At 36.4% G+C, this 23,180-nt stretch carries 18 protein-coding genes; 15 read left to right on the top strand and 3 right to left on the bottom strand.

Annotated features, from left to right (window positions below):
* Positions 1-130: 130 nt before the first annotated feature.
* Positions 131-331, top strand: coding sequence for a hypothetical protein (locus tag MKX83_RS13890; RefSeq protein WP_157733959.1), 201 nt, complete (start codon positions 131-133; stop codon positions 329-331).
* A 180-nt stretch (positions 332-511) separates the two neighbouring features.
* Here the strand turns inward: MKX83_RS13890 and MKX83_RS13885 are convergent, their stop codons facing one another.
* Entirely contained in the window at positions 512-988 is a 477-nt protein-coding gene (locus MKX83_RS13885) for a hypothetical protein (RefSeq protein WP_095373002.1), read from the bottom strand.
* 159 nt (positions 989-1,147) lie between these two features.
* Between MKX83_RS13885 and MKX83_RS13880 the strand changes: the two genes are divergently transcribed.
* The 10 genes from MKX83_RS13880 (at position 1,148) to MKX83_RS13835 (ending at position 17,392) form a co-directional block, all read left to right on the top strand.
* Positions 1,148-4,243, top strand: coding sequence for a DEAD/DEAH box helicase (locus MKX83_RS13880; protein WP_095373003.1), 3,096 nt, complete (start codon positions 1,148-1,150; stop codon positions 4,241-4,243).
* A gap of 603 nt (positions 4,244-4,846) precedes the next feature.
* Positions 4,847-6,109 (top strand): C40 family peptidase, encoded by a 1,263-nt coding sequence (locus MKX83_RS13875; RefSeq protein WP_341055911.1) that lies wholly within the window; start codon positions 4,847-4,849, stop codon positions 6,107-6,109.
* A gap of 395 nt (positions 6,110-6,504) precedes the next feature.
* Positions 6,505-7,188 carry a FadR/GntR family transcriptional regulator gene (locus MKX83_RS13870; RefSeq protein WP_341055910.1) on the top strand — a complete coding sequence of 228 codons (684 nt, stop codon included), beginning with the start codon at positions 6,505-6,507 and terminating at the stop codon, positions 7,186-7,188.
* Between the two features lie 61 nt (positions 7,189-7,249).
* A complete protein-coding gene (locus MKX83_RS13865; RefSeq protein WP_328197880.1) occupies positions 7,250-8,572 on the top strand; it encodes an FAD-binding oxidoreductase in 1,323 nt (440 codons plus the stop codon).
* Positions 8,573-9,913: a (Fe-S)-binding protein gene (locus tag MKX83_RS13860; protein WP_307313441.1), complete on the top strand. Its 1,341-nt coding sequence runs from the start codon at positions 8,573-8,575 to the stop codon at positions 9,911-9,913.
* Entirely contained in the window at positions 9,910-11,367 is a 1,458-nt protein-coding gene (locus MKX83_RS13855) for an FAD-linked oxidase C-terminal domain-containing protein (RefSeq protein ID WP_307313442.1), read from the top strand. Before MKX83_RS13860 ends, MKX83_RS13855 begins: the two co-directional genes overlap by 4 nt.
* Before the next feature lie 109 nt (positions 11,368-11,476).
* Positions 11,477-13,654, top strand: a complete 2,178-nt coding sequence (locus MKX83_RS13850) for a malate synthase G (RefSeq protein ID WP_341055909.1) — start codon at positions 11,477-11,479, stop codon at positions 13,652-13,654.
* A gap of 116 nt (positions 13,655-13,770) precedes the next feature.
* Positions 13,771-14,547 carry a fumarylacetoacetate hydrolase family protein gene (locus MKX83_RS13845; RefSeq protein ID WP_095373010.1) on the top strand — a complete coding sequence of 259 codons (777 nt, stop codon included), beginning with the start codon at positions 13,771-13,773 and terminating at the stop codon, positions 14,545-14,547.
* Between the two features lie 33 nt (positions 14,548-14,580).
* Complete coding sequence (locus MKX83_RS13840; protein ID WP_095373011.1) at positions 14,581-15,351, top strand: IclR family transcriptional regulator; 771 nt, start codon at positions 14,581-14,583, stop codon at positions 15,349-15,351.
* A 265-nt stretch (positions 15,352-15,616) separates the two neighbouring features.
* The gene (locus MKX83_RS13835) at positions 15,617-17,392 is read left to right on the top strand and encodes an L-lactate permease (RefSeq protein ID WP_341055908.1); all 1,776 of its coding nucleotides are present in this window, start codon (positions 15,617-15,619) and stop codon (positions 17,390-17,392) included.
* A gap of 50 nt (positions 17,393-17,442) precedes the next feature.
* Here the strand turns inward: MKX83_RS13835 and MKX83_RS13830 are convergent, their stop codons facing one another.
* Positions 17,443-17,730 (bottom strand): hypothetical protein, encoded by a 288-nt coding sequence (locus tag MKX83_RS13830; RefSeq protein WP_095373013.1) that lies wholly within the window; start codon positions 17,728-17,730, stop codon positions 17,443-17,445.
* Positions 17,731-17,891: 161 nt separating this feature from the next.
* Here MKX83_RS13830 and MKX83_RS13825 point away from each other — a divergent pair, with 161 nt between their 5' ends.
* On the top strand, positions 17,892-18,620 hold the full coding sequence (locus MKX83_RS13825; RefSeq protein WP_307313450.1) for a class I SAM-dependent methyltransferase: 729 nt from the start codon (positions 17,892-17,894) through the stop codon (positions 18,618-18,620).
* A gap of 1 nt (position 18,621) precedes the next feature.
* Here MKX83_RS13825 and MKX83_RS13820 read toward each other — a convergent pair whose 3' ends face one another.
* Entirely contained in the window at positions 18,622-19,050 is a 429-nt protein-coding gene (locus tag MKX83_RS13820; protein WP_095373015.1) for a MarR family winged helix-turn-helix transcriptional regulator, read from the bottom strand.
* A gap of 235 nt (positions 19,051-19,285) precedes the next feature.
* Between MKX83_RS13820 and MKX83_RS13815 the strand changes: the two genes are divergently transcribed.
* The 3 genes from MKX83_RS13815 to MKX83_RS13805 are packed head-to-tail and all read left to right on the top strand — an operon-like array spanning position 19,286 to position 23,171.
* Positions 19,286-20,431, top strand: coding sequence for an acyl-CoA dehydrogenase family protein (locus MKX83_RS13815; RefSeq protein WP_307313453.1), 1,146 nt, complete (start codon positions 19,286-19,288; stop codon positions 20,429-20,431).
* 13 nt (positions 20,432-20,444) lie between these two features.
* A complete protein-coding gene (locus MKX83_RS13810; RefSeq protein ID WP_095373017.1) occupies positions 20,445-21,596 on the top strand; it encodes a thiolase family protein in 1,152 nt (383 codons plus the stop codon).
* A gap of 21 nt (positions 21,597-21,617) precedes the next feature.
* A complete protein-coding gene (locus tag MKX83_RS13805; protein WP_307313457.1) occupies positions 21,618-23,171 on the top strand; it encodes a fatty acid--CoA ligase in 1,554 nt (517 codons plus the stop codon).
* The last annotated feature ends 9 nt before the right edge of the window (positions 23,172-23,180 follow it).

Genomic DNA, 23,180 nt, shown 5'->3' with positions numbered 1-23,180 from the left:
GTTTTCCACTAAGAACTGTGAGTATGTGTCCATATTTAGGGAGAACCTTGAGATAAACAAACGAGTTAAAACTCAGTAACAGATAAAAATAGGATTGGATTAAATTATGGTTTCGATAGGCGGTGTTGTGGTGAAAAAATATCCTGGCTTTCTTCTTATATTTATAGGTATTGTTTTACTCTATTTTTCCTTTAAACTAGATGTTTCGCCAATCGTAGCGATTCTATTATTGCTTTCAAGTTTAATCGCTAATATCGCAGGTACGGTTGTATTAATAAAGCTAATTATTACAATTCAAAGGAAAGCAGCCGAATTGAATAAAGAAGAATGATTAGAAGGGTTCGCTCTATGTTCGAACTACCTTACGAGTGTGGTGCTGAGAAATCAATTAAGGGCAAACACTTAATGAATATATATGAGTGCCAAAGGATAGAAAAAGTCAGTCCCGTATATGAGTGTTAACGGGACTGACTTTTTCTTTTTATCTATCGTCTTTATAAGTTTATCTCTACTATTCAATCTCCATCTTTTTTTCTGTACCATCAGCAAATATACGGTATTCTTCAATTTTCTGCTCATCGTTTACATAATAGAGTGCTGCACTTCTAATATTTTTGTTATCATCAAAATCAAAGTATATAATGGCCTCTAATTGTTTATTTTTTAACGCATCCATATCGACGAGCTGATAATCAGCATCTAATGAATAATGTTCATCATGTTTAAAATCATAGCGAAAAGAGGGTAAGCCGTACATATCATCATTCATTTTTTGATCAGGCTGACCAAACTGATCGATTACGTCTTGTTCTGTCAGGTCGCTATGTAGTTTATCTTTTAATGTCGAAACGATATTTGCTTGTTCTTGAGTAGTCACATTTTCAACTGTAGTATCCTTTGCTGCCACCGGTTCCCCATTTGGTACCGCAGTTAAGTTCAGAAATAGGACGAATGTTAGGACGGATAAGGAAAGTATAAACTTAAACATTTAATCTCCTCCGTTTATATTTTCTGTTGCTACTATTCATATTTCCTTTTATACACTTTCAAAACATCAATTCAACAATTAATAGAAAGTTTTTGCTATACAATCTTTATGTATAGGTTTGTTATAATAGAAGAACATTTGAAAAAAGGAGCATGATTTGTGGAATTGAACCTCACTGACAAGATGATTATTGAAAGATGTGGAGCTGTTTCTTATAAGCGCGGTAAAGCTTTTTTCTCTGCAGGGAAAGTCAACTTTATAATAGAAGAAGAAAACAAAATCTATGCAGTTGTTAAAAGCGGAGAACACTTCAATGTAGAAGTAGAACGGATAGATGGTGAGATACAATCAAAGTGTAGTTGCCCTCAACTCTCTTCTTATCGTAAAGAATGTCAGCATCTAGCAGCTGTTTATATTGCCTGTCAAAAAAAGAACAGAGTGAGAGCGGACTCAGATGCGAATCAACTATTCTCCTTATTTGCAAAAGAGATTCCGGAAGTAAATGAACAAGCCCATTTTGAGTATAGAAAAAAATTAGATATACATATACAATGCTGTACGGTGACATGGAAAAATGAAGCAAGGCTAGCGATATCATTTATCTATCAAGGTCTACCTATTTCGTCCCCTCTCGATTGGTTCCGTTCTTTTATGGAAGGAAGGGTTTACAAAGAAAGTAATGGATTTCTATTGGATGCTACTAAACATTATTTAGCCGAGCCAATCGTCAATATTATGCAACTATTAGAGAATGCAGAAAGAAAGCACGAATGGTTATTCATTCCTTCATTAACTTGGGAAAAAGTAATGGAGAACATCATTCAGTTAGAAAATAGTCACTTTAAAGAAGAGAACAAACAGTTACAAACGATGAGATTAACAGATCAACCTTTACCCATCATTTTTGAACTCTCTTATAACGAAGAAGAAAATATGGCTATTTTATCTTACAATCATAATGATTCTTTTCAGCTTTTACCATATTATCAAGCTGTATATAAAGAGGGCTGCTTTTATCATTGGCCTAAACATGACTTTAGACGTTTAACTGAATTGTTAAAGATGATGCAGGAAGATAAAAAATTGATGATTGCTGATGAACAAATCTCATTTTTCTTAAATAAAGTAGTGCCTGGGTTAAAGAGGCTTGCGACCATAACCATAGCTGATACGATTAAAAAGCAATATATGCAAGCCCCCTTAGTGGCAAAGCTTTATTTAGATCGCTTAAATCATAAATTATTAGCTAGTCTGGAGTTTCATTACGGCAAATTAAGTTTTAATCCATTAGATGACGAAAAAGCTAAAAAGGTTCTATTTAGAAATAAAGAAGACGAGGAGCAAATCCTCTCTTTAATGGAACAGGCCTCTTTTACAAAAACGGATGAAGGTTATTATATTCAAAATGAAGAATTGGAATATCATTTTTTAATGCATATTTTACCTGATTTACAAGAGCATGTACGTATATACACGACTACAGCCATAAAGATGAGGATTGATAAAGGTAAAACGCGTCCAGTTATTAGAGTGAAAATGAAAAAAGATCGAATGAATTGGCTGCAATTTAAATTTGATATTGAAGGAATTCCTGAGCAAGAAATTAAAGAAATCCTAACTGCAATTGAACATAAAAGAAAATACTATCGCCTCAAGAACGGGGCATTATTATCATTAGAAACAGAAGATTATCAACAAATTAAGGCTTTTTTGAACGAAGTACCTCTGCAAGCTGAAAATTGGAGTGAAACGACACTTGTACGTGGCTTACAGCTTATTGCAAAAACGAAGGAAGAAACGATTGCCTTTGAAGCATCTATAAGAAATTTTCTTCAAGATTTTAAAAATCTTAACGAAGATGACTACCCTCTACCAGGGAATTTTTCGTCCATATTAAGGCCCTATCAAATAGAAGGTTATCAGTGGATGAGAAAGCTGGCAGAAAACCAATTTGGTGGAATTTTAGCAGACGATATGGGGCTTGGGAAAACAGTACAAGCGATTACTTTCATCTATTCTTATATAGATGAAATAAGACATAAACAGTCACCTGCTCTTATTGTATGCCCCTCATCCGTACTTTACAATTGGTTACAAGAATGGATGAAGTTTGTACCGGATATGAAAGTTGTGATTTTAGATGGCAAACAGAGCGAAAGACAATTAATACGTAAAGATATTCATGTAGCAGACGTAGTTATTACATCATATACGTTAATAAGGAAAGACATTCATTGGTTGAAAAATGAACGTTTCCACACGATTATCTTTGATGAAGCACAAAGTTTTAAAAACCCATTAACAGAAACACATAAATCTGTAAAACAATTATCATCACAATATAAGTTTGCACTAACAGGTACACCGATAGAAAATGCAATCGAGGACTTATGGTCTGTCTTTCATATTATCTTCCCAGATTTATTTCTCGGCTTACAACAATTTAGTGAACTAAATAACGCTGCGATTGCCCGAATAATTCAACCTTTTGTTTTACGAAGAATGAAAACAGAGGTATTGGAAGAGCTTCCAGTTAAGGAAGAAAAAATCGAAAGAATAGATTTATATAAAGAACAACAAAAAATTTACTTAGCGTATCTAGCCAAATTGAAAGAAGATACATTAAAGCATTTAGATAAACGGACGTTAAGGAAAAATCGTATTAGAATTTTAGCAGGACTAACGAGGTTAAGACAGTTATGTTGTCACCCGGCATTATTTGTAGAAGGCTATCAGGGACGCTCAGCTAAACTAGATCATTTATTGACTTTATTACAAGAAGCAAAACAGGCGAATCGCCGTGTGCTCATTTTCTCTCAATTTACGAGCATGCTTGAAATTATCAGTAGTGAACTCTCCTTTCAAGGGAAAGAATTCTTTTATTTAGATGGTCATACAACCGCAAAGGAAAGAGTAGAAATGTGTGAACGGTTCAATAGCGGGGAAAAGAATCTTTTTCTGTTATCATTAAAAGCTGGTGGTACTGGTTTGAATTTAACAGGTGCAGACACTGTTATTTTATATGACACATGGTGGAATCCAGCAGTTGAAAGCCAGGCAGCGGACCGTGCCTACCGCATCGGTCAAAAAAAAGATGTCGTTGTCGTGAAATTAATTGCTAAAGGTACGATTGAGGAAAGAATGGAAGAAATGCAGTATCGCAAAAAAGATTTAATTCATACAATTCTTGACCGGGAAACAGAAGACTTTCTTACGGAAGAGGATCTATTACATCTTTTAGATATAAGAGACTAATGGGTCTCTTTTTTTTGTTTCTGGTCTCTTGCTTAGGTGTTATAAAGGCAAGTAATATTCCTAGTTCATCCACTTAATGTTGTTCATCATACAAATATTTCACTTTTGTATATAAAGAAGAAAGTCTACCAATTTTAAATTGGAATTCTATAGTTTTCGCTAGCTAGCTCACTCAATAATATAACTCAATACCTTTACGTATTTATTTAACCTGTGTCTATTCTAAAGGAGTTAATCATTGAAATGTTGAAGTGAATATGTTTTCATGGAGACTGAATTAAATAATTGAAATAACTAGATTTTTACAGATGAAGCATCCGTCTTTATTAGGCCAAAGAGATTAGGAGAAAGGTGCAAAAAAATACAAGTTTTTAGGAAAAAGTTTCAGTTTGTAATAAAAAAATGATGAAATATGTCGGATTAGTAATATATTTGTAACATTGCTATTACCTGAATGTCAAAAAGGGATGATATAATGCATTTTGTACTAGATAATATACCGACATATAAAAGTGAACTATAGTAAAAAAAACATAGAAAAATAGACAATATAGATAAAACATACATAAAAAGGAAAAATGTTAAAAAGGCAGGGGAAAATGAGTGAAGAAAAAGATTATCGCATTAAACACAACAATTATGTTAGGCCTTGGAGCCTTCGCACTTCCAGCAGTGAACGCAGAATCTCTGGATGACATTAAAAAAGAACGCTCTGATGTCAAATCTGATCTTTCTAAAGCAGAAAAAGAACTTGCAGCAGTATTAACAGAATTAAATGGTTTAGAAGAGAAAATCGCAAAAGTAGACCAAGCAGTAGCCGATAACGAGAAAATTGTTAAAGAAACAGAAAAAGAAATTGAAGACGCTAAAGCAAAAATAAAAAAACTTGAAGAAGAAATTAAAGTCATTCAAGAAAGAATTGACAAAAGAAGTGAAATCTTAAAAGAGCGTGCAGTGGCTATCCAAAATAGTGGTGGTTCTAACGTTAACTATATTGAAGTCCTTCTAGGTTCTACTAGCTTCAGTGATTTTGTTGATCGTGTTGGTGCGATTTCTAAAATTGTCGATGCAGACGAAGAATTATTAATTCAACATGATAAAGACAAAAAAGAAGTAGAAGAAAAGAAAGCAACAGTAGATAAAGAGTTAACTACACTAAATGAAAAAATGACTGATCTTGAAGGTATGCGCGAGCAACTAAAAGAACAGGAAGCACAAAATGATAAGCTAAAAGCTGAATTAAAAGAAAAAGAAGAAGTTGCAGCTGAAAAAAAATCTAAGTTACAAGCTAAAGATGTTGATCTAGCAGCAATGCAAGCTGAAATTGAGAGTAGCATGGCGAGACAAGCTCCTGTAGAAGCAAGTGTTACAAATAATGAATCAACTTCAACTTCAACAAATACTACAAACTCTAATAGTAGTTCTAAATCTAAGTCTTCAGCAAAAGCATCTTCTGCACCAGCATCTACAACTGTTGGTAGCGGTATGCAAGCAGTTATTTCAGCAGGTAATAAATACATCGGAAATTCAGTTTATGTATTTGGCGGTGGTCGCTCAGCATCTGATATCGCTGCAGGTCGTTTTGATTGTTCTGGGTTCGTACATTGGGCATTTGCTCAAGGTGGCTATAGTGTAGGTGCTAGTACGGATGCATTGAAAAATCAAGGTACACCAGTTCCAGCAAGCCAAATGCAACCTGGGGATATGGTATTCTTTAATACGTATAAAACAGATGGTCATGTTGGTATTTATATCGGTGGCGGTAAATTCATCGGTTCACAAAGCAGCACAGGTGTAGCCATTGCTGATATGTCAAGTGGTTATTGGGCAAAAGCATTTAACGGCCGCGTTAACCGCATCAACTAATCTATCATTTGAAGTTTTGAAAGAGCGTCTTGTTACGAATGTAATAGGGCGCTTATTTATTTTATACCCAATTCTGTTCTCGTCTTAAACATGGATCTTGAAACCTAATCATAATCGGTAAAGGAGAACAAGCTAGTACTAAGTTGTATTATCCCATCAAATAATAGATCAGCACTTAAATGATTGTGGTGTTTTTCAAACTTCCTGTTTTATTCTCCTCAGCTATCGTATTCTCTATGTAAATAGGTTCCAAGTAAAATTGTAAATCTGACTTATCTTCTATAAGTAGTTATAAAATTATCAGTTAATTCTAAAAATAGTTGCAATTATTCTTATTAGGTGTTTTAATAAAATTAACTTATCTGATATGTGATATATAACAGGATGTGATGATTTTGGCAATTGAAAAGATTGAGACGAAGAAAGTCTCACATATTATTGAAGAGAAGTTAGAGGAAATGATTCTCGATGGTCAATATCAAATCGGTGAAAAACTTCCATCAGTCCGCATGCTTTGTGAGTCTTTTGGTGTCGGGAGATCAGCGATTCGAGATGCAATCACTGCATTGAAAGGGAAGGGATTAGTTGAGGTAAAACAAGGAGAAGGTACTTATGTGAAGGCGTTTGATGTTCATACATTGCTGGGGAGTAAGTATTGGAATTTGTATGAAAAGGATATACAAGAACTCTTTCAAGCACGTAAGATCGTCGAGGTAGGTTTAGCGGAATTAGCTGCCAATCACAGATCAGAAAAGGATGTAGAGGATTTACATTATATACTTACAGCAAAAAAGGGGTGGGAATCGGATTTTTTATTTCACCAAAAGCTTGCTTGTATTGGAGGTAACACAGTTTTAATGCAATTTATAGACTTCATATCAGTACCATTGAAGCAAACGCTAGTAAAGTTCCATCAATATATACAGAACAGTACAGAAAAAGGTTCAATCATTGAAGCCCAACATAGGAACATTTTCCAAGCAATTAAGGAACGAAATAGCAAAAAAGCTTCAGAAGAAATGCTGGTGCATTTGACCACAGTCGAAGATATGTTACAAGAGACATCTACTATGGAGTAAAAATTTTTCGCTATTTGAAAAACAGTGTTTTGTAATAACGAACAATAAGGAGGTAAGGAAATTGAAGAATGAGGTGCTTTCTATAGCGGAGTATTTAACAACTTATAAACTAGACTATGAAATGTCTCAAGCTGATTTGTATGGTAATAGTGGACAATACACCGTATATCCAACCTCAGAAGAAGAGTTAAGTGCAATATTTGCTTTTGTTCATAAACATCAATTCACGGTCAATATCCAAGGTGCTGGATCTAAAAGGGGTTACGGTGGATTAATTGATCAAGCTGATTTACTTATTTCAATGGAAAAATTTACGGGAATCGTTGAACATCATAGTGGAGATATGACTTTAACCGTTAAAGCAGGAACGAAACTTGAGGATGTTCAACGTTATTTAGAGGATTTTAATCAAAAGTTAGCACTAGATCCCTTTATGCCTCACGTAAGTACAATTGGTGGAGTGATAGCAAGTAATGATAGTGGACCGAAGAGACTAAATTATGGATCCGCCAGAGACGCAGTCATCGGTTTAAGAGTAGTATACCCAGATGGTAAGGTGATTCGTACAGGTGGTAAAGTAGTAAAGAATGTTGCCGGCTATGACATGAATAAGTTGTTTATTTCTTCAATGGGGACACTTGGAGTGATAACAGAAGTCACGGTTAAATTACGTCCACTGGCAAAGAGTACAGCCACTTGCATCATATCTTTTCAAGGTGAAGATAGAAATACGATTTATTCTTTTACTAGAAATTTATTAAATAATAGTATTGAACCAATTAGTTGTGAGTTACTTGATCCTATTGTTTCATATAATATTAGCGGCATAAATAAACTTTCCTTACTCGTAAGCTTCGAAGATGTAGAAAAATCGGTGGAATATCAAATAAAGTATATTCAAAGTTTGATAGAAGAAGAAATGAAACTGACTATTCTTAGAAATAGTGAGGAAAAACAGTTATGGGACCGACTTTATCATCTGCCTATTGATAAAGAGGATGAGTATAACAACGGTGAAAAAATCTTTGCTGTTGCTAAAATAGGTACAATCAATCTAAACGTTATAGACATTCTCCTAAAAGTAATGGAGATTAGAAGAAATACCAACATTGATATTTATACGCATGGAGGAGTCGGTCATGGCTTGATGCAGCTATATATCAAGGGGAAAGAAAGTGAAATGATTGAAGCGCTTACAAAAATGAGAGAAGTAACAAATGAAAATGGTGGTTATTGTATCATAAAACATTTACCGCTAGCTCAAAGGTTAGTGTTTGATACATGGGGAGAAACGAAAGGTGCTCATTATTTACTAGAAGGAATTAAAACGAAGGTCGATCCAAAAAAAATCTTAAACCGTAAACGTTATGTAGGGGGGATATAGGTGACAGTCTCACAACAAAAATCAAAGCAACCAGCTTGCAAAGACGGGGTGAGCAATTATTTGTGGAATGATGCGCCTGATGAAACGAAATGGGCAGATTGTGTGCATTGCGGAATGTGTTTAGAATCTTGTCCAACCTATGAACAAACAGGTCAGGAACAGCATTCGCCAAGGGGAAGAGTTTATTTAATTAAGTCTGTGGCAGAAGGGAAATTAATGGTAAACGAAGAGTTTATGGATCCTGTATTTGCATGTTTAGATTGTCGAGCTTGTACAACAGCATGTCCGGCTGATGTTGATGTTGGTGGATTAATTGAAGAAGCACGTGGGCAAGTAAGGCAAGCTATTCCTCTAAAAGGATGGAAAAAGTCTGTAAACAAGTTATTTTTACATGGGATATTTCCACATGAAAATCGTCTGCAAACTTTAGGTGGACTGCTGAAGTTCTATCAAAAAAGTGGAATGCAAACATTGGTTAGAAAAACGAAACTCATTCAAATAATGCCTAAACATTTAGTTGATATGGAAGGGGTCATGCCAAAGATTCATTCATCAGTAAAGAAAAAACATCGTAACGGATCAGTAATTAAAGCGAAACAAGAAACTAAACGTGAAGTGGCGATGTTAACTGGTTGTGTAATGGATGTTATGTTTAGTGATGTCAATGAATCTACTATAAACGTGTTAACACGTAATGGTAATGATGTCCATATTCCTCAAAATCAAACCTGTTGCGGGGCTTTACATGTTCATGCAGGTGATCGAGATATGGGTAGAAAACTGGCAAAACAAAATATTCTTGCCTTTGAGAACGACGATACAGTAATTGTCAATGCAGCGGGATGTGGCTGTATGATGAAAGAATATGGTGAATTATTTAAAGAGGAGCCAGAGTGGCGAGAAAAAGCAGAAGCGTTAGCAGATAAAGTGGAGGACATCTCGAAGTTCCTTTATGATACAGGTTATGAAAAGCCAAAAGCTTCCTTGAATAAAAGAATTACTTATCACGATGCCTGCCATCTTGCTCATGGTCAAGGTGTGAGAGAGGAACCACGAGATTTGTTATTAAATATTCCTGGAGTAGAGATGGTCCATATGCCGAATGCAGATCGTTGTTGTGGGAGTGCAGGTATTTATAATATTACCAACCCTGAAATGGCGGGAGCTGTATTAGCAAGTAAAATGGAAAACGTGCCAGATGATGTCGAGATGATTTCCATGGGGAACCCCGGCTGTATGTTGCAAATGGCCATTGGTGTGAAAAATCATGGGCGCAGTCAAAAGGTTGTTCATACCGTTCAACTATTAGATTGGGCTTATCAAAAGGAGAGTAGAGGATGAAGAAATGGAAATTAAAAACAAAAGATCGACATATTCATGGACTCTCTCAATTGTTAAATGATAAACAGGCTATTCTTTATCATAAAGAAGATTTAATCAGTTATGATTGTGATGGGTTTACGATTCATAAATCATTACCAAGAGCGGTTGTTTTTCCTCATTCAACCGACGAAGTGGCACGTATTGTCAAGTATTGTCATGATCATTCCTTACCTTTTTTAGCGAGAGGTGCGGGTACAGGGTTGAGTGGTGGAGCGATTCCCCTTAATAATGAGGTCATTATTAGCATGGTTAAAATGAAAAGATTAATTGACATTGACCTTGATAACAGGAGAGCAGTTGTCGAGCCTGGTTATGTGAATTTGAAACTCACAAATCAAATTATTGAACGCGGATATTACTATGCACCAGATCCATCGAGTCAATATTGCTGTACCATTGGTGGGAATGTGGCAGAGAATGCTGGAGGTGCCCATTGTTTAAAATACGGTGTGACAACAAACCACATTTTAGGGTTAGAATTAGTTCTACCAAATGGAGAAATAGTTGAAATCGGTAGAAACGGTATTTTAGATGAACCTGGTTATGACCTATTAGGCCTTATTACAGGTTCAGAGGGTACATTAGGTATTGTAACAAAAATCATCGTCAGAATATTAAAAAATCCAGAAGGAAAACAAACCGTGTTAGCCTATTTTGATGATATTGAAGACGGTAGTCAAGCAGTATCGGATATCATTTCAGCAGGTATTGTTCCGGCAGCACTTGAAATGATGGATAAGACAGCTATTGAAGGAGTAGAAGCAGCGGCCTTTCCGGTTGGTCATCCTAAAGATATAGCAGCTGTTTTATTAATCGAAGTAGATGGTATTGCAGCAGGAATCGATGAACAAATTGAGCAAATTTTATCGGTTTGTCGCCATCGTAATGTTAGAGAAGTAAGAGCAGCAAAGGATGAAAAAGAACGGGCAGCATGGTGGGCTAATAGAAAAACAGGATTTGGTGCAATGGGGGCAATATCACCTGATTATCTTGTTCAAGATGGCGTTATCCCACGTAGTAAATTACCTGAAGTTCTTCGAAGAATTAATAAGATCAGTGAAGAATATGACTTGCGAATTGCCAACATATTTCATGCTGGGGATGGGAACTTACACCCGCTCGTTTTATTTGACGCGAGAGTTCCTGGCGAAACAGAGAAAGCGCTGGCAGCTGGTAGTGCATGTCTAAAAGTGTGTGCAGATGTTGGTGGAACAATTACAGGTGAACATGGAGTAGGTATTGAAAAGAGGGAAGAAATGCGGTTCGTTTTCACTGATGAAGAAATTGCAGCACAAACGGATATTCGATCTGTGTTTAATACGGATAATCTTTTGAATGCTGGCAAGTTATTTCCGTCTCCAAGTAGATGTGCAGAAGTGAAAAAAGAAATAAAAGAGAAAATTATTGGATAAATAATCGTAAGAATAATCTAAAAATCATTGAAGCGATCAGTCAATCATGGTATATTTTTTTTAGAATAATAGAAACAGTGTTTTGTAATAACAAACAAGGAGGATTATCATGACGCAATATGTAGAAAAAGGCAGTCTTAAAATCGCGGAGGAATTATTTCATTTTATTGAAAAAGAGGCATTACCAGGAGCAGAGGTAGATTCAGAACAATTTTGGCAAGGATTTGAAAAGTTAATTGCCGATTTAACTCCGAAGAATAAACAGTTACTACAAAAAAGAGAAGACATACAAACAAAGATTAATGAATGGCATACAACACAAAAAACGTTTGATGCGAAACAGTATAAGCAGTTTTTAGAAGATATAGGCTACTTGCTCCCAGAAGCTGATGATTTTGAAATTACTACTCAAAATATTGACGATGAGATTGCCATTCAAGCAGGACCACAATTAGTTGTTCCAATTAATAATGGGCGCTATGCAATTAATGCTGCCAATGCGAGATGGGGCAGTCTATATGATGCTTTGTACGGCACAGATGCGGTTAGTACTGAAGATGGGGCAACGAAAGAAGGTGCATACAACCCTATTCGTGGAGAGAAAGTAATTGCTTTTAGTAGAAACTTTTTAGATGAAGTAATCCCATTACAAGAAGGCAGTCATAAAGACGCGATTGCTTATACTGTTGAAGCCAGTGAACTAGTTATTACATTGAATAGTGGGACAAAAGAATCTCTTCGTAATAAAGCATTATTTATCGGTTATCGCGGGACAGAAACAGAACCAACGGCCATTCTTTTGAAAAACAATCAACTACATTTTGAGATTCAAATTGATCGTCAACATCCAATTGGAAAAACCGATGATGCCGGAATTAAAGATATTTTATTAGAAGCTGCAGTTACAACAATTATGGATTGTGAAGATTCAGTTGCAGCAGTTGATGCTGAAGATAAAGTACTTGTATATCGTAATTGGTTAGGATTGATGAAAGGAGATTTAACTTCTACATTTAAAAAAGGTGACCGATCGATCACAAGGGCTATGAATGATGATCGTGAATATTTGGCACCTAATGGAGATACCTTTTCGCTTAATGGACGCTCACTCATGTTTGTCAGAAATGTGGGTCACTTAATGACAAATGAGGCGATATTAACAGAAAATGGTGAGGAAATTCAAGAAGGAATTTTGGATAGTGTGATTACTTCACTAGCAGCAAAACATACATTACTTGGAAATGGAAAATATCAAAATAGTAAAAATAATTCTATCTATATCGTAAAACCTAAAATGCATGGTCCAGAAGAAGTGGCTTTTGCCAATGAGCTTTTTAACCGAACAGAAGATTTATTGGGACTCGATCGTTATACATTGAAGATAGGTGTAATGGATGAAGAAAGAAGAACTTCTTTAAACTTGAAATCTTGTATTAAAGAAGTAAAAGAGAGAGTTGTATTTATTAATACAGGATTTTTAGATCGTACCGGAGATGAAATGCATACCTCAATTGAAATGGGCGCAATGATTCGTAAAAATGATATGAAGTCAACAAAATGGCTGCAAGCATATGAAACATCTAATGTGTTAACAGGGCTTTCTACCGGTTTTAAAGGGAAGGCGCAAATAGGAAAAGGTATGTGGGCGATGCCTGATTTAATGGCAGCCATGCTCGAACAAAAGGTGGCCCACCCTAAAGCTGGTGCAAATACAGCTTGGGTTCCTTCACCGACTGCAGCTACACTTCATGCCCTTCATTATCATCAAGTAGATGTGGCTAAAGTACAGCAATCATTATCAGTGAAAAAGACTGACTTAAGAGACGAGATACTTGCCATACCAGTGGCAAAGGATACTAATTGGACTGGGGAAGAAATCCAAGCAGAGTTGGATAATAATGCACAAGGGATATTAGGATATGTCGTTAGATGGGTTGATCAAGGCATCGGTTGCTCAAAAGTCCCAGATATCAATAATATTGATTTAATGGAGGACCGAGCGACTTTAAGAATTTCGAGCCAACATATGGCGAATTGGTTGCATCATGGTATTGTATCAAAGGAGCAAGTGATGACTACTCTAAAAAGAATGGCGAAAGTAGTGGATGAACAAAATGCGGATGATCCATTGTATTATCCGATGGCACCGAACTTTGAGGAATCTGTTGCTTTTCAAGCTGCATGTGAACTAGTTTTTGAAGGAGTTAAACAGCCAAGTGGATATACCGAACCAATTTTACACCGTCGTAGAATTGAGGCAAAAGCGAAGTTTGCTGTAAAACAGTAAAAAAATAATGAATAAAAGAGTGGTTCGTTTGTGGCCACTCTTTCTAAATATAGTAAGAAGAGTGGGACTTGAAATTGTAATTTAAAACTTAAATGATTGTAGTAGGAGGATTTTAAATGAAATTTGTAAGATTTACGATTAATAATCAATTATTACAAGGTATCATTGAAAATGGGGAGATCAAAGAAATCTCAGGTGATATATTCAATAAGTGGGAAGAGACAGGCACCTATTATGATCAAAGTGATGTTAAACTTGTTTCTCCTATTGTTCCCACCCAAATTATCGGAATCGGTGCAAACTTTGTTAGTGATAAACAAGAACTACCAGAGGAATTACCAGCAGTTCCAGTGTTTTTCTTTAAACCGGTATCATCCGTAATCGGTCCGAATGAAGAGATAATCATTCCTAAAGGGATTGATCAAGTTAAATTTGAATCAGAATTGGCAGTAGTGATTGGTAAAGAAACAAAAGATGTCGCTGAAGAAGATGTGTTTGATCATATTTTTGGTTATACGATTGGTAATGATGTAACAGCTCCTCAATTTTTCCATCAAGACGGTCATTGGACGGTCGGTAAAGCATTTGATACTTTTACTCCTCTTGGGCCAGTTATAGAAACAGAGCTTAAGCTAGAAGAAACTCGCATTAGAGCCAATCTGAATGGTCAATTAAAGCAAGATAGCCCACCTGAGTTAATGATTATTTCTATACAAAAGATGATTGCTTTTCTATCGAAGGTAATGACTTTGAGGGCTGGAGATGTTATCCTTACTGGAAGCCCTGTAGGCGCCGAATTGATTGGTGAAGGTGATATAATTGAATGTGAGATTGAATCAATCGGTCAGTTAACAAATACAGTCGTAAGAAGTAAAGCGGAAGTAAAGTCATAAATGATTTTTGTAGGTTTTGATTGAGGTGAAGGTATGGAAAGAGATAATATGGTGAAATCGGTAAGTAGAGCGCTTGATATTATTGATATGATCAGTTTAAGAAAGTACGGTATGGGTGTGACTGAAATTGCAAATGAAATGGATATCAATAAAAGCTCCGTACACCGCATATTATCAACTCTTGTGAAGTATGGTTATATCGAGCAAGTAAAAGATTCAGGCAAATATAAAGTAGGTTACAAAATATTAAATATTAGTACTAGATTGCTTGATTCAATAGATATCCGCTCAGAAGCGAAGCTTTATTTACAGGATTTGGAGCAAAAGACGAATGAAGTCATTCATCTAGTGGTACCAGATAATGACGAGGTAGTTTATATCGAAAAACTCGATGGGAATGAAGCATTGAGAATGCACTCATCTGTTGGCAAACGTGCGCCTATGCATTGTACATCTGTTGGTAAAGCGATATTAGCACATCAACCAGTACAAGTAGTCAAAGATATTATACAGAGAAAAGGGTTGAAACCTCATACAGAGCATACAATTACAGATGAAATGGCATTGTTAGAAAATTTAAAGATGATTAAGACAAAAGGTTTTGCCCTTGACTTAGAGGAAAATGAAAACGGAATTGTGTGTATTGCTGTTCCAATATTTGACTATCAAAACAATGTATGTGCTGCGATCAGTGTATCCGGTCCATTAATAAGAATGTCACAAGAGCGTTTGCAGGAACTCGCTCCCTTTATGGTTGATATTGGAAAGAGTGTTTCTATACGGTTAGGGTATTTAGATGAATAGTCATCTTTCAATTAGTAAAAACACTCCCTTATAAAAAAGGGAGCGTTTTTACTTTTTTAGACGAATAACACTTGTTATTACCTCATCTGTTGATCAATCATTCTACTTCTTAAAAACTTTAATTATAAATAAAAAATATCAATTTATAATTTTCAAAATATTGTTGTAATTGCATAATAAATTAGTATAATTAATATATATAATATTTGTTGTATAACAAAATATTATAGTTATATAACAACAAAGATAATAAGGGGGAGTGTGTGTGAGTACAGGCGTTTTAGCAGTTATTTCATTATTACCGATTATTGCTGTTGCCATTTTTCTTGTAGGACTTAAATGGCCGGCAAGTAAAGCAATGCCGATTTCCTTTCTAATTGCTGCCGCATTAGCATTATTTGTATGGAAGGTTCCATTCAATACTGTAGCTGCAGCAAATGTAAATGGTTTAGTTGTGGCCATTACACTGTTATATATTATTTTTGGTGCAATATTATTATTAAATACTGTACAAGAAAGTGGAGCCATGAGAACCATTCGCCAAGGCTTCATAGATATTTCGCCAGATCGAAGAATTCAAGTGATTATTATTGCTTGGCTCTTTGGCTCATTTATTGAAGGGGCATCAGGTTTTGGTACACCTGCTGCGGTAGCAGTTCCGTTAATGGTTGGTTTAGGATTTCCTGCAATGGCAGCTGTTGTGGCTGGCATGGTCATACAAAGTACACCAGTTACTTTTGGAGCTGTGGGTACACCTGTATTAGTAGGTGTACAAACAGGTTTATCTGCTAACCAAAGTATAACTGACAATCTCTTAAATGTTGTAACAACGATTGGTGGTCATGCCGCAATCTTGCATATGATCGCCGGTACCTTTATTCCATTATTTGTTGTTGCTTTAATGACTCGCTTTTTTGGTAAAAATAAATCTTTTGCAGAAGGAATTAAAGTATGGAAATTTGCGCTGTTTGCAGCTTTTGCAATGACGATTCCATACGTTATTGTTGCAAATACACTTGGACCAGAATTCCCATCTATGACAGGGGGACTAGTTGGTTTACTGATAGTTGTACTTGCAGCTAGAAAAGGTTTTCTCCTTCCAAAAGATGAAACGTGGGACTTTGAAGAGAAATCAAAATGGGATCCTGAGTGGACAGGTAGAATCGAAGTACAACTAAATAACAATGGGAAAAAAATGGGGTTACTAAAAGCATGGTCACCGTATATCCTAGTGGGAGTCTTTTTAGTTTTAACTAGATTGAAAACGCTTCCTTTAAAAGAGTGGTTACAATCTATTGTTATTAAATTGGAAAATATATTCGGCTCAAGTATTACTGCAAGCTTTGAGATTCTTTATTCACCTGGAACAGTTCTTATTTTAGTATCAATTATTACATTTTTCATCCATGGAATGAATTTTAGCTCCTATAAAAAAGCATGGAGTAGTTCGGCAAAAACAACAGCTGCAGCATCAGTTGCACTTGTATTCACTGTTCCAATGGTTCAAGTATTCATCAATACTGGTGGTGGAGCCGCCGGTTATGAACAAATGCCAATCGAATTAGCAAATGGGGCAGCGGCATTAGCTGGAGAATTCTGGCCATTCTTTGCTACCTTTATTGGTGGGATTGGTGCATTTATCGCTGGTAGTAATACGGTTAGTAATATGATGTTTTCCCTTTTCCAGTATGATGTCGGTAGCCAAATTGGGGTGAACCCGAGCTGGATTGTAGCTTTACAAGCAGTTGGTGGAGCAGCGGGTAACATGATTTGTGTCCATAATGTTGTTGCTGCTTCTGCAGTAGTAGGACTCGTCGGTAAAGAGGGAGAAGTTATTCGTAAAACACTCTTGCCATTTGTTTATTACGCTTTATTTGCAGGTGCTATAGGGTACTCTATTGTATGGTATTCAAGTAAAGGCTTATTTAACCTCGGCACACTGATTGCTGTTCTTATCATTTTGGCTGCATTTTATATTATAGCCACGAACAATAAAAGGCTTAATACGTTGCATCAATATAATCAAACAATTTCAAAGTAATAACAAAAAAAGTAACCGCACTATATTTAGCGGTTACTTTTTTGTTGGAATTACCAGAAAAATAAAGGAAGAAAGACTAAGGCAGCAATAGCACCTAAAGCAATCCCTGCGCCGAATCCCCAGCCCCAACCGCCGCGACCGCAACCACCACGACCGCAACCACCTCTGCGGTATCCGCCTGCATAACCGTAACCACCATAATTTTTGTTCATTGGACGTAAATACACTCTGTCGTTAGATACTCTTTCAATAATTCCACGATGAATTCTACCATCATTCATTTTGATTTCTACAGGCTTTCCTATTCCGTTATAACAGCGATGATAATAACCACTCATTAAAATAACACCTCCGGGAAATAAAAATGCTTTCTCTCCTTATGGTATGTCCACCTTTCTTTTTTGAATAGGTACATGTCCTATATGAAGAGCGGAGTTTTTATCCAGTGTCAACAACTAGAAAGTTAGAATAATATAGATAGTATACAAGGAGGGGAACAATGAAATATTCTTATGAAGATGCTTTAGCCTATTTTCAGGTCCCATTTGCTCACCCTGGAGGGAAGCAACTTACGAGCGAGTTACTAATTAATGAGCCTATTACAACAGAAACGACTATTCTCGACGCAGGCTGTGGAACAGGAAGTACATCTTATCTTTTAAGTGATATATATAGTGCGAGAATAGAAGCAATAGACAAACATGCAGAAATGGTACAGGCCGCAAGAAGAAAGGCGAGCTTGTTAGCAAAACCCTTTCACGTATCGGTAGGTAATGTGGAGAAGTTATCTTTTTCTGATCAACAATTTGATCTGATCCTATCTGAATCTGTTATCGTCTTTACTAACGTGGCAAATACTTTAAAGGAATTTGCACGTGTATTAAAAGACAAAGGGAGACTCTATTTAATAGAGATGACAAAAGAATCATCAATGACTAGTGAAATGGAAGAAGAAATGAAGGCTTTTTATCAATTAGAAAAACTGTTAAGTGAAAAAGATTGGACGAAGGCTTTAGACACTGCCGGCTTTAAAAAGGTCGAGGTTTTAAAGGCAAGTACGATTGCAGAGATGATTGCAGAAGGAGTGAAGATGGGAGACGATAGTTCCCATCAACATATTAAGTTATTAAAAGAAGATTTATCACAAGTGTTAATTGATCATTACCAACTTAACTTACAATTAAGTAACCATCTAGGCTACCGAGTGATACGAGCGATGAAAACGTAGCTCACATTTGATCGAGGGTAAGATTTAACTTTTGATAGATTGCTAATAGTTGTTTTATTTCTTCATTTGTGAGCTGTGCAAATGTATTTTTTTGCAGTTGATGTCCGTCTTCAGCTGCCTTTTTTAATACTTCTAAGCCTTCATCAGTGATTTCTAAATATGAAATCCTTTTATCATTTAAATCAGGTATTCGTTTAATATAATACCGTTTGGATAACTTCTGAATAAGATGCGAAATAGAAGATGGTGCGATACCAAGGCTTTCTGCCAGATCGATAGGTTTCATTTTTCCATCGCGCTTTAAATGACTAAGCAGAAGAATATGAGAAATACCTAATCCCTCATTAAAAGATTGATTCCATTTAATAATCATGCGGTTGGTTACTTGTTCCATCGCATGAATAAGTTCAAAAACAGTTTGATCATTCATTTTATGCCAGGTCCTTCCCTACGTTCATACAGTAATCATATCAAAAAAAAATAATCATGCAACAAGCGTTAGTAGCTTTATTATGTTATTTCTAATAAATGGATATTATCTGTAGAAATCAACTTCACGAAATCCATTTCATAATTGCATATTGCTTATGTGTGGGATTTATATTAATAATATTCGAAAAAATAAGAAAAATATAATAAAATATAGAAAAGGAGGAAAGGTAAATATGAATGATACATATATAACAGAAGAGCACGAACTCTTTAGAAAGTCTTTACGGAAATTTTTAGATAAAGAAGCTTATCCCTATTATTCACAATGGGAAAAAGATGGTATGATTCCTAGAGCTTTCTGGAGGAAAATGGGTGAGCAAGGCTTCTTATGCCCAAACATCGACGAGGAATATGGTGGAAGTGGTGTTGATTTTGGCTACTCTGTCGTTATAAATGAAGAATTAGAAAGGGTCGGATCCGGAACGATTGGTATCGGCCTTCATAATGATATTGTTATCCCTTATATCACAACATATGGTACAGAAGAACAAAAGAAGCGATGGTTACCAAAGTGTGCGACAGGCGAATTCATTTCGGCGATTGCCATGACTGAGCCGGGCGCAGGTTCTGATTTGGCATCGATTAGGACGACAGCTATAAAAGTTGATGACCATTATGTACTGAATGGTGAAAAAACCTTCATTACAAATGGAATGAATGCAGATTTGGTTATTGTGGCAGTAAAAACAGATACGAAGGTGACCCCTCCATATAGAGGAATCAGCTTAGTTATAGTAGAGAAAGGAATGAAAGGGTTTACAAGAGGAAGGCAACTAAACAAGGTTGGCTTACATTGTCAGGATACAGCAGAGCTTATATTTGATGATTGTGTCGTATCTAGTGAAAATCTACTCGGTGAGGAGGGTAAAGGGTTCTACTATTTAATGGAAAAGCTTCAACAAGAACGGTTAATTGTTGCTATTGCTGCCCAAATTGCTGCCGAAGAAATGATTAGAATGACAATGGCTTTCATCAAAGAAAGAAAAGCGTTTGGAAAGGCTATTAGCTCTTTTCAAAATACGCAGTTTAAAATGGCAGAGATGGTAACAGATGTAGAGATGAGCCGTGCCTTTCTTCAAAAGTTAATTTATGACCATATGAAACAAAAGGATATTGTCACTCAAGTTTCAATGGCTAAATGGAAATGCACAGAGAATGCGAGAAGAATTGCGACAGAATGCATGCAACTTCATGGTGGATACGGATATATGGAAGAATATGAAATAGCAAGAAGGTATAGAGACATACCTGTTGCCAGTATTTACGCAGGAACCAATGAAATGATGAAATCAATTATTGCTAAAAACTTAGGATTATAGGGGAGGATTTCTTTTGCGCGAAGTAGTTATTATTGATGGGATAAGAAGTGCAGTCGGAAAAAGGAACGGTTCTTTAAGAAATACACGTCCTGATGACTTAGCTGGTGCAGTCATTAAAAGTTTAGTAGAAAAAACAGGGTTAAATCCAACACTAGTAGATGATGTTATTTTAGGATGTGTATCACAAATAGGTGAACAAACAGGAGATATTGCTCGTGTGGCGGCTCTTATCTCTGGATTGCCAATTACAGTACCAGGAACAACGATTGACCGACAATGTGGGTCGAGTCAACAGGCGGTTCATTTTGCCGCCCAGGCGATTTCATCAGGTGATATGGATATCGTTATTGCCGGTGGCGTTGAAAGTATGTCGAGAATACCAATTGGTTCAAGTTATCAGGGTGTAAAACCGAGTGAGCAATTGACAAAGCAATATGAGATTATCCATCAAGGGTTATCGGCGGAAAGAATAGCAGAAAAATATCAGTTCACTCGTGCTCAACTAGATGAGTATGCATATCACAGTCAAGAAAAGGCACTACTTGCTCAAGCAGAAAATCGCTTTAAAAATGAAATTATGCCACTGGAGTTAGTTGACGATAGTGGGGCAACATTCAATTTTGATCAAGATGAGGGGCCAAGAAAAGGAACGAGTATAGAGAAGTTAGGCGGATTGAAACCTTCATTTAAAGAGAATGGCATCATACATGCTGGAAATGCAAGTCAAATAAGTGATGGAGCAGGTGCTTTGCTCATTATGTCAGGTGAGAAAGCACGTGAATTAGGATTGAAACCAAGATTTAAGATAATTACCCGCGTCGTTATTGGGTCAGACCCTACCTTGATGCTTACAGGTCCGATAGCTGCAACTGAAAAAGCATTGCACAAGTCTGGATTAACCTTGGCAGATATGGATGTATTTGAAGTGAATGAGGCCTTTGCTTCTGTGCCATTAGCGTGGTTGAAAGAAACAGGAGCAAATGCGAATAAACTGAATCCAAATGGAGGTGCTATTGCCTTAGGCCATCCACTGGGTGCAAGTGGAGCTCGCTTATTATTAACGATGATGAGTGAATTAGACCGTACAGAAGGTAGATATGGGTTACAAACAATGTGTGAAGGTATGGGTATGGCAAACGCAACAATTATAGAAAAAATCTTTTAATAAAAAAGGGAGGAATAATAGATGACAATGACGATTGCAGAAATCTTTGATTTAACGGTAAGTAAGTTTCCAGAGAAGGAGGCGCTATATGATGTCAGAAAAGATTTGAGGTTTACTTATCGTGAGTGGGCAGACGAAGTCAATAGATTAGCACAGGCGTTACATGTAGCAGGAGTAAAAAAAGGAGACCGAGTTTCTACCTATTTATATAATACAGAAGAATTAGCAACGACGTTTTTTGCCTGTGCAAAAATAGGTGCAGTATTTAATCCTATTAATTTCCGGCTGATGTCAGAAGAATTGTCATTTATTATTTCTGATGCTGAACCAAAGGTGTTTATTTTTGAAGAAACTCTACAGACAGCTGTTGAAAAAGTGGCCAATAGTTTCCCCACAGTTCAATTTTGGTCAATTGATGGCAACCATCCTCCTTTTGCCAAAAGTTATCATGAGCAAATCACAGCTGTTAATAGAGAGAACGTAGAAGTGAAACTATCATCTGATGATCTATATGCGATTATGTATACGAGTGGGACAACTGGGAGACCAAAAGGCGTGCTGCATCGCCATAAAGATATGACAGAACAAAGTCTGATTGTTATCCATGCACTAAATTATCATCAGAATGATAATGGTTTAGTTGCTGCGCCTATGTTTCATTGTGCAGAGTTACATTGTGCTTTTTTACCAAGAGTTCATATTGGAGCGAAGAGTACCATTCTCCACCAGTTTGATGCAAAAAAAGCATTATCACTGATTGATTCAGAAAAAATTACCGCTTTCTTTGCAGCACCAACAATGTGGAATATGATGCTTCAAGAAGATTTACAGGCGTATAATCTTTCAACATTAGAAAAAGGTTTATATGGTGCAGCTCCAATGGCCCCTAGTCTCGTATTTGCTTGTCGGGAGAAATTGGGTGTTAAGTTAACTCAAGCATATGGGATGACTGAAATGGGACCAGCAATTACGTTCCTTAGTGATGAAGACCAGATTCGTAAAGCAGGCTCGGCGGGGCAAGCTTGCTTGAACCATGAGATAAGAATTGTTACACCTAATGATGATGGTCATTCATATGATGATCAAGTCGTTCCAACTGGTACAGTAGGTGAGATCATTGTGAGAGGACCAAGTATGATGCAAGGTTATTATAAAAGAGAGGAAGCAACTAAAAAGGCACTCCATAACGGCTGGTATCACTCAGGAGATATGGGCTATCTCGATGATGAAGGCTTTCTTTATGTGAAAGACCGTGTTGATGATATGGTGATTTCAGGGGGAGAGAATATTTATCCACGGGAAGTAGAAGATGTTATCCATGCACATCCTTCCGTGTTAGATGTAGCTGTATTAGGTGTACCAGATGAGCATTGGGGAGAAGTTGTTATTGCTTACGTTGTCAAAAAAGAGGAGAATATTACTGCTGAAATTTTAGATGCATTTTGTAAGCAAAGTGAAAGCCTTGCAAATTATAAAAGACCAAGAAGATATGAATTTGTGGACAGTCTACCGAGGAATGCTAGTGGGAAAATCCAAAAATTTGTATTAAGAAATCAGGAACTATTGCAAAAATAACCGCCAGTA

It is taken from the genome of Cytobacillus sp. FSL M8-0252, assembly GCF_038007345.1.
GTDB classification, from domain to species: Bacteria; Bacillota; Bacilli; order Bacillales; family Cytobacillaceae; genus Cytobacillus; species Cytobacillus kochii.
This window is presented reverse-complemented; position numbering and strand designations above follow the sequence as displayed.

Coding starts and splice junctions, on each gene's coding strand:
- MKX83_RS13825 (WP_307313450.1), top strand. CDS start 17,892: ATGAAATATTCTTATGAAGATGCTTTAGCCTATTTTCAGGTCCCATTT.
- MKX83_RS13815 (WP_307313453.1), top strand. CDS start 19,286: ATGAATGATACATATATAACAGAAGAGCACGAACTCTTTAGAAAGTCT.
- MKX83_RS13885 (WP_095373002.1), bottom strand. CDS start 988: ATGTTTAAGTTTATACTTTCCTTATCCGTCCTAACATTCGTCCTATTT.
- MKX83_RS13845 (WP_095373010.1), top strand. CDS start 13,771: ATGAAATTTGTAAGATTTACGATTAATAATCAATTATTACAAGGTATC.
- MKX83_RS13830 (WP_095373013.1), bottom strand. CDS start 17,730: ATGAGTGGTTATTATCATCGCTGTTATAACGGAATAGGAAAGCCTGTA.
- MKX83_RS13820 (WP_095373015.1), bottom strand. CDS start 19,050: ATGAATGATCAAACTGTTTTTGAACTTATTCATGCGATGGAACAAGTA.
- MKX83_RS13855 (WP_307313442.1), top strand. CDS start 9,910: ATGAAGAAATGGAAATTAAAAACAAAAGATCGACATATTCATGGACTC.
- MKX83_RS13805 (WP_307313457.1), top strand. CDS start 21,618: ATGACAATGACGATTGCAGAAATCTTTGATTTAACGGTAAGTAAGTTT.
- MKX83_RS13850 (WP_341055909.1), top strand. CDS start 11,477: ATGACGCAATATGTAGAAAAAGGCAGTCTTAAAATCGCGGAGGAATTA.
- MKX83_RS13840 (WP_095373011.1), top strand. CDS start 14,581: ATGGAAAGAGATAATATGGTGAAATCGGTAAGTAGAGCGCTTGATATT.